The organism is Gemmatimonadales bacterium, from assembly GCA_030697825.1.
Classification (GTDB): Bacteria; Gemmatimonadota; Gemmatimonadetes; order Gemmatimonadales; family JACORV01; genus JACORV01.
The window spans coordinates 22,883-29,211 of sequence record JAUYOW010000186.1 but is presented as its reverse complement, the minus strand read 5'-3'; the positions used below and the strand labels follow the sequence as shown (position 1 = coordinate 29,211).

At 67.7% G+C, this 6,329-nt stretch carries 9 protein-coding genes and 1 tRNA gene; 6 read left to right on the top strand and 4 right to left on the bottom strand.

Going from position 1 to position 6,329, the window contains the following annotated elements; all coding sequences use genetic code 11:
• The coding region (locus Q8Q85_09965; GenBank protein MDP3774579.1) for a hypothetical protein at positions 1-270 on the top strand (270 nt) is incomplete at its 5' end.
• Between the two features lie 270 nt (positions 271-540).
• Here Q8Q85_09965 and Q8Q85_09960 read toward each other — a convergent pair.
• Complete coding sequence (locus tag Q8Q85_09960) at positions 541-867, bottom strand: hypothetical protein (GenBank protein ID MDP3774578.1); 327 nt, start codon at positions 865-867, stop codon at positions 541-543.
• Positions 868-895: 28 nt separating this feature from the next.
• On the opposite strand from Q8Q85_09960, the gene Q8Q85_09955 reads away from it, so the two are divergent.
• Positions 896-1,387 carry a DinB family protein gene (locus Q8Q85_09955; GenBank protein MDP3774577.1) on the top strand — a complete coding sequence of 164 codons (492 nt, stop codon included), beginning with the start codon at positions 896-898 and terminating at the stop codon, positions 1,385-1,387.
• 289 nt (positions 1,388-1,676) lie between these two features.
• On the opposite strand, the gene Q8Q85_09950 is transcribed toward Q8Q85_09955, so the two are convergent.
• Positions 1,677-2,135, bottom strand: coding sequence for a VOC family protein (locus tag Q8Q85_09950; GenBank protein ID MDP3774576.1), 459 nt, complete (start codon positions 2,133-2,135; stop codon positions 1,677-1,679).
• 30 nt (positions 2,136-2,165) lie between these two features.
• Positions 2,166-2,345 carry a hypothetical protein gene (locus tag Q8Q85_09945; protein MDP3774575.1) on the bottom strand — a complete coding sequence of 60 codons (180 nt, stop codon included), beginning with the start codon at positions 2,343-2,345 and terminating at the stop codon, positions 2,166-2,168.
• A 130-nt stretch (positions 2,346-2,475) separates the two neighbouring features.
• On the opposite strand from Q8Q85_09945, the gene Q8Q85_09940 reads away from it, so the two are divergent.
• From Q8Q85_09940 to Q8Q85_09930, 3 genes are all read left to right on the top strand, one after another.
• The gene (locus Q8Q85_09940) at positions 2,476-2,904 is read left to right on the top strand and encodes an OsmC family peroxiredoxin (GenBank protein ID MDP3774574.1); all 429 of its coding nucleotides are present in this window, start codon (positions 2,476-2,478) and stop codon (positions 2,902-2,904) included.
• Positions 2,905-2,914: 10 nt separating this feature from the next.
• Positions 2,915-3,145, top strand: coding sequence for a hypothetical protein (locus Q8Q85_09935; protein ID MDP3774573.1), 231 nt, complete (start codon positions 2,915-2,917; stop codon positions 3,143-3,145).
• Between the two features lie 167 nt (positions 3,146-3,312).
• A tRNA-Cys gene (locus Q8Q85_09930) sits at positions 3,313-3,384 on the top strand.
• A gap of 108 nt (positions 3,385-3,492) precedes the next feature.
• Here Q8Q85_09930 and Q8Q85_09925 read toward each other — a convergent pair.
• The gene (locus Q8Q85_09925; GenBank protein MDP3774572.1) at positions 3,493-4,206 is read right to left on the bottom strand and encodes an SDR family NAD(P)-dependent oxidoreductase; all 714 of its coding nucleotides are present in this window, start codon (positions 4,204-4,206) and stop codon (positions 3,493-3,495) included.
• A 213-nt stretch (positions 4,207-4,419) separates the two neighbouring features.
• On the opposite strand from Q8Q85_09925, the gene Q8Q85_09920 reads away from it, so the two are divergent.
• On the top strand, positions 4,420-6,312 hold the full coding sequence (locus Q8Q85_09920; GenBank protein ID MDP3774571.1) for an ABC transporter ATP-binding protein: 1,893 nt from the start codon (positions 4,420-4,422) through the stop codon (positions 6,310-6,312).
• Positions 6,313-6,329 lie beyond the last annotated feature (17 nt).

Below are 6,329 nucleotides of genomic sequence, written 5' to 3'. Positions count from 1 at the left end.
CAAATCGTCGGCATCGTGATCGGCTCGACCGTGAAGGGCATCATCGCCGGGGTGCTGATCGGATGGTTCGCCAAGAAGGTGCACAGCCTGCCGGCGGGGATCACCTTCGGTCTCGTCGTCGGACTGCTGCTGGCATTCGCCATCGCCGCCATGCCGAACCCCGACGGCAGCCACTACTGGTGGGAGATCATGCTGCCGGGCAGTCTCGTCGGCGTTATCGTGGGCTACGCGACCCAGAAGTACGGAAGGCTGCGGGCAGAGGCGCACTGACTCACAGAGGGCACAGTGTTGATTATCTGCGCCCTCTGTGAGTCAGTGCGGCTGTGCCCGCTCAAAGTACCTTGGGTGCTAACCTGCGTTAGGAGCGGTAGGTGCCGACGAGAAGGGCCAGCGCCGAGTGGCAGGGCGGTATCAGGAGCGGCAAGGGATCGCTGCGGACCGAGAGCGGCGCACTGGCAGCCGACTACGACTTCTCCGGCCGGTTCGAGAACGGCGGCGTACCAACCCCGAAGAGCTCCTCGCGGCATCGCACGCGGGCTGCTATTCGATGGCGTTGTCGGGCAATCTCGAGCGGGCGGGCAAGACCGCGACCAAGGACGGCTGCCCGATCTCGGGTGTAATGAAGGGCAGCGTCGACATCACCCTGGACGCGAAGCTGGCGTAGGCCCCATCACCCAGCAGCTGCAGCACGACTATCATCCTCTCCGTGTGACAGGTTTCTGTCGCCCTGGTGACACCGCTGGCGATAGCGAAAGCGATGGCCAGCGGCAACGCCACGATGCCGACGATGACGCCGGCCGTCGTATCCGCGAGGAGCTGGCGGCGGGTGTACGTTTTCAGGGTCGTGAACAGCTTGGGAACGAGCACGGAGGCGGTAATCTAATCAGGAGGAACGATGGCACGGATGGACGGACGGATCGCTCTGCTGTTGGAGTTCCTCGACCAGGCCTTCGACAGTCACAGCTGGCACGGCACGACCCTGCGAGGGGCTCTGAAGGGGCTGACGCCTCGCGAGGCGCTGTGGAGGCCGGGAAGCAAGCGGCACAACATCTGGGAGCTGGTGCTGCACGCGGCCTACTGGAAGTACGCGGTGGCACGGCGGCTGGCCGGCGCTCCGCGCGGGTCCTTCCCCCGGGCACCGAGCAATTGGCCGCGGCTCCCGGCCAGGCCGGACGCGGCGGCTTGGGTGGCGGACGTCGCGCTGCTCGACATCCAGCACGTCCTGCTACGCGAGACGGTGCGGCGGCTATCGCCCGCGAAGCTCGACGCCCGCTCGCCCAAGGGGACGTGGACGAACGCGGAGCAGATCCACGGTGTGGCGGCGCACGATGGGTACCATACGGGCCAGGTGCAGCTGATAAAACGGCTGAATGAAGAAAGGCGTTGACCCTCATGTAGGCGTCGTCGCGGGAGAGGTGCTGCTCGGTGGCAAGGAAGTCGATCATCTCCCGCACCGCGATACGCGTCGCCTCGGCGAGGTTCTGGTTCATCCCCATCACGATGAAATGCGTGGGCGTCTCGGCGCGCGGCCACCTCAGGCGTAGGTCCTTACGGACGAGTGTGGTGACGGTCCCTGCCGCTCTGGCCCTTGCACGGCGGGGGGGCCGGGCGCGCGGCGCCCGCCGCGAGCGCGCAGACCGACAGGGCGCCCGCGAGGCGCCGCGTGGCGCGATTCGTCACGTGCCGATGGTGATCTTGTATCCGTCCGGGTCGGTCAAGCCGAAGTCCCGCGTGCCCCAGGCCTGGGTCTTCGGCTCGTGGTCGAGGACCCCGCCGCGCTGCTTGATCCCCTTGGCGAGCATGTCCACGTCTTGAGTGGTGGTGCAGTAGACGCGGACGCCCTCGCCCTTCTTCCGGTCGCGGCCCTTCTTCCAGTCGTCCTGGCCGAGCCAGAAGGCGGTGTTTCCGGCCTTCATCTCCACGCCCATCAGGCTACCGCCATCTTCCCACTTCTGCCCGACGACCAGGCCGAGAACGTCGCGGTACCAGGCGAGGCTCCGCTGGATGTCGCTGACCGTGAGTCCGGGTGCTATCGACCGGACGCGCAGGGTCTGGGGTTGCTTGCGCTTCTTCAGCGCGGGACGCTTTTTCGCGGCCGGCTTCTTCGGCGCCTTCTTTTTCTTCTTCGCTGCCATTGGGGTGTTCGCTCCATTCTAAGGTGCGCATCAAGCGTAGCGCCGTGGGCGAGTCGCCGCCAGTTCACGGCCGAGCGGCATGCGGTAGGCGTCTGCCGTGGGGCGCAGCGGCCGGAGAAGATGCCCTGCAGGGTCGCCGGCGGTCGCGGGCTCGAGGATGGCCTCCAGCGCCCGGGCGGAGAGTGGTTGCGGGTCGAGACAGGTGGTCACGGGGAGCGCAGACAAGGTATCGCCGAAGGGATTTCGATGCCACGGGAGCCGCCTTGAGAATCGGGGTGAAAGCGGCGAGCTTTGCGTCGCTGTTCAGTCCGCGCATCGTGACATCAGGAGGAGGAGCCGGATGCCGACGAAACACGCCACGGCCGTCTGGGAAGGCGGCCTCAAGAGCGGGAAGGGGAGCTTCAACGCGCGCTCGGGGACGTTCTCGGGCGGCTACTCCTTTCCCACGCGGTTCGAGGAAGCGGGCGGGACGAGCCCCGAGGAGCTGATCGCGGCGGCGCATGCGGCCTGCTTCAGCATGGCGCTCTCGGCCGGTCTCGAGCGGGCCGGTACGCCGGCCACGCGCGTCGAGACGCGCGCGGCGTGCACCGTCGAGATGGTGGGCGGCGGCCAGAAGATCACGAAGATGGAGCTCACCGTGCGCGGACGCGTGCCGGGGATAGATCAGGCCGCGTTCCTGGCGGCCGCCGAGGCGGCGAAGGACGGTTGCCCGGTCTCTGGCGCGCTCAAAGGGAACGTCGAGCTCCTCCTGGACGCCCAACTGGAGTAAGGGGGGAAACATGGACATCGACAAGCTGAACGCCGTCGCGACTCGAGTGTTCTTCTGGGCGGCCTTCCTGCTCTTCGCGCTGGCGGTCTTCGAATGGACGCTGAGCTGGATGGGGCGCTCGCTCTTGCAGCGGATGTACCTGCCGGGGCGCCTCCTGGAGTTCGCCGCGATATGCCTGATCTTCGTGATCGCCCTGCTGTTGCGACAGGTGAGGCAAGAGCTGAAGAAGAGCGGCACTTAGCGAGTCGGGTGCGGACGCGAGGCGGCTCGCCGCGGTCGAGGAGGCTGCGCGGGTGGCGTTGGGGCTCGCGCTCCTCCTCCTCGCGCCGACTCGCGCGCCGCGGGCGCAGACCCCGTCCATCCTCGCTTGAGAATCGCCTGCGAGGGAGCGACCTTTACACCCCTTCCGGCGCCGTAGCCAAGTGGTAAGGCAGAGGTCTGCAAAACCTCCATTCGGCGGTTCGACTCCGCCCGGCGCCTCCTCGAAACGGGAACGCCCAGCAAGTGCTGGGCGTTTCGGGTTTTCCGGCCCCGGCCCCGCTACGGATACCGCTTCTCCCACGCCGGTATCGGGCGGCGGCAGGCGCCCTACGGACTCGTGGGCCGAATATCGAGCTCCGAGACCATCGCCCGCTCGGGCACCTCCAGCGCGTCGAGCACGACCTGGGCGACGTCCTCCGGCGCGAGGATCTTGTCGCGGTTGGGGTTGAACGGCGTCTCCTGATCGAAGAACGGCGTGTTAACCGAACCCGGACAGACCGCCATCACGCGGAGGCCGCGCTGGCGGACCTCCAGCATGAGGCTCTTCGAGAATCCCAGGACGCCGTGCTTGGAGGCGCAGTACGCCGCGCCCTGGGAGAACCCGCTCCTGCCGGCGAGGGACGCCATGTTGACGATGGCGCCGCGGCCCGCCGCCAGCATCGCCGGGAGGAACGCGCGCGTCACCAGGAACATGCCGCGCAGATTGACCTCGATGACCTCGTCCCACGTCGCGACGCTCATCTCCGCGACGGGGGCGAAGCGGCCGATGCCGGCGTTGTTGATGAGGATGGTCGGCGTGCCGGCCTCCTTCAGCACCCGCTCGGCGAACGCCGCGACCTGCCGCTCGTCCCGCACGTCGCACGCCATGCCGAGCGCCGTGCCGCCCGCCTGACGGACCGCCGTGCCGACCTTCTTGACCTGGATCTCGTTGCGGGAGCAGATGGCCACCGCGGCCCCGCGGTCAACCAAGCCTTCGGTGAGCGCTTTTCCGATACCGCTGGTGGCGCCGGTGATGACGGCGAGCTGGCGGGGCCAGTCCATGGGCGGGAAGATAGAGTCGGGAGCCGTAGGCCGTTAGCCGTACTTTGGGCGCCCGCAACCGAAGGTACGGCTCCCGGCTCCCGGCTCCCGGCGTACGGTGCCCGGCTACCCGAGCACTCCCGGAAACCTCTCTTGACCCGCATCAAACCCCGGGAAGAGAGTGCCGTGAGAAAGTTGACGCTGGATGCGGGTCTGGGTTAAGCCTCTGTAGCCATGACCGCCGGCACCCAACCCAACGTCCCCAGCCGCCCGCAGAGCCCCCTCGCCCGCGAGGAAAGGCCGACGTGGCGCCAGCGCCTCGAAGCGCTGAAAAACCTCCCGCCGCTCCTCAAGATGGTGTGGGAGACGCACCGCGGCTACACCGCCGCGATAGTCGCACTGCGGGCGCTTCGCGCCGTCGTCCCGCTCGCGGTGTTGTGGGTCGGCAAGCTCATCATCGACGCGGTGGTCGGCGCGATCCAGGCACACGGCGCTGGCCGCCCCGTGGAGTGGAGTCACCTGGTCCGCCTGGTCCTGATCGAGTTGGCTATAGCTGTCTTCGGCGAAGCGCTGGCGCGCGCGGGCACGCTGGTGGAGAGCCTGCTCGGCGATCTCTTCTCGAACCGGGTGAGCGTACGGCTGATGGAGCACGCCGCGACCCTGGACCTACGCCAGTTCGAGGACCCCGAGTTCTACGACCACCTGGAGCGCGCGCGCCGTCAGACCGTCGGGCGCATCGCACTCGTGTCGCTGCTCCTCGGCACGGTGCAGAGCATCATCACGCTCATCAGCCTTGCCGCGGCGCTGCTCTGGTACGTACCGTGGCTGCTGCTGCTCCTCGCCATCGCGGTAGTTCCGTCGTTCCTCGGCGAGACCCACTTCGCCGCGCTCGGGTACTCGCTGCTGTATCGGTGGACGCCGGAGCGGCGCCAGCTCGACTACCTCCGCTACACGGGCGCGAGCAACGAGACCGCCAAGGAGATCAAGCTCTTCGGTCTCTCGCGCTGGCTCACCGAACGATACGCGAAGCTCGCGCAGGCGTTCTACGATGCCAACTCCCGCCTCGCCATCAGGCACAGCGCGGTGTCGTCGCTCCTCGTCACGCTCGGCACCCTCGGCTACTACGGGGCATACGGGTGGATCATCTATCTCACGGTGACGGGCTACCGCTCGCCGGCCGGCGTCTTCACCCTCGGAGTTCTGACGTTCCTCGCGGCGTCGTTCCGCCAGAGCCGCGACCTCATCCAGGGCGTGCTGCTCTCGATGTCCCAGATCTACGAACAGAGCCTCTACCTCGCCGACCTGTTCACCTTCTTCGCCATGCGACCCACCATTGCGTCGTCGAATGGCGCGCGGCCGGCGCCGAGGCCGATCGCGAGGGGGTTCGAGTTCCAGGATGTGGGGTTCCGGTATCCCGGAAGCGACCAGTGGGCGGTGCGCCATCTCGATTTCCGGATCGAACCGGGCGAGCGGCTCGCGCTGGTGGGCGAGAACGGTGCGGGGAAGACCACGCTCGTGAAGCTGCTCGGCCGGCTCTACGACCCGGACGAGGGCGCGATCCTGCTGGACGGCGTGGACCTGCGCGAGTACGACGTCGCGTCCCTCCACCGCACCATCGGCGTCATCTTCCAGGACTTCGTGCGCTACGAGATGCTGGTGCGCGAGAACATCGGAGTGGGAGAGATCGGGGCGGTCGACGACGCGCCGCGCATCGAGCAGGCGGCGGAGCGCAGCCTCGCGTCCGATGTCGTCTCGCGCTTCCCCTCACGCTTCGAGCAGATGCTGGGGCGCCGCTTCGAGGGCGGCGTCGAGCTGTCGGGCGGGGAGTGGCAGAAGGTCGCGCTCGCCCGCGCCTACCTCCGCGACGCCGAGGTGCTGATCCTCGACGAGCCGACGGCGGCGCTCGATGCCAGGGCGGAGTTCCAGGTCTTCCAGCGGTTCGCGGAGCTGACGAAGGGGAAGATGGCGGTGCTGATCTCGCACCGGTTCTCGACCGTGCGGATGGCGGATCGGATACTGGTGCTGGAGAAGGGGGAGATCACTGAGAGCGGGACGCACGCGGACCTGGTGGCGAAGGGAGGGATATACGCGGAACTGTTCAGTTTGCAGGCGGCAGGGTACAAGTAGAGTTGCAGGGTTGCAGA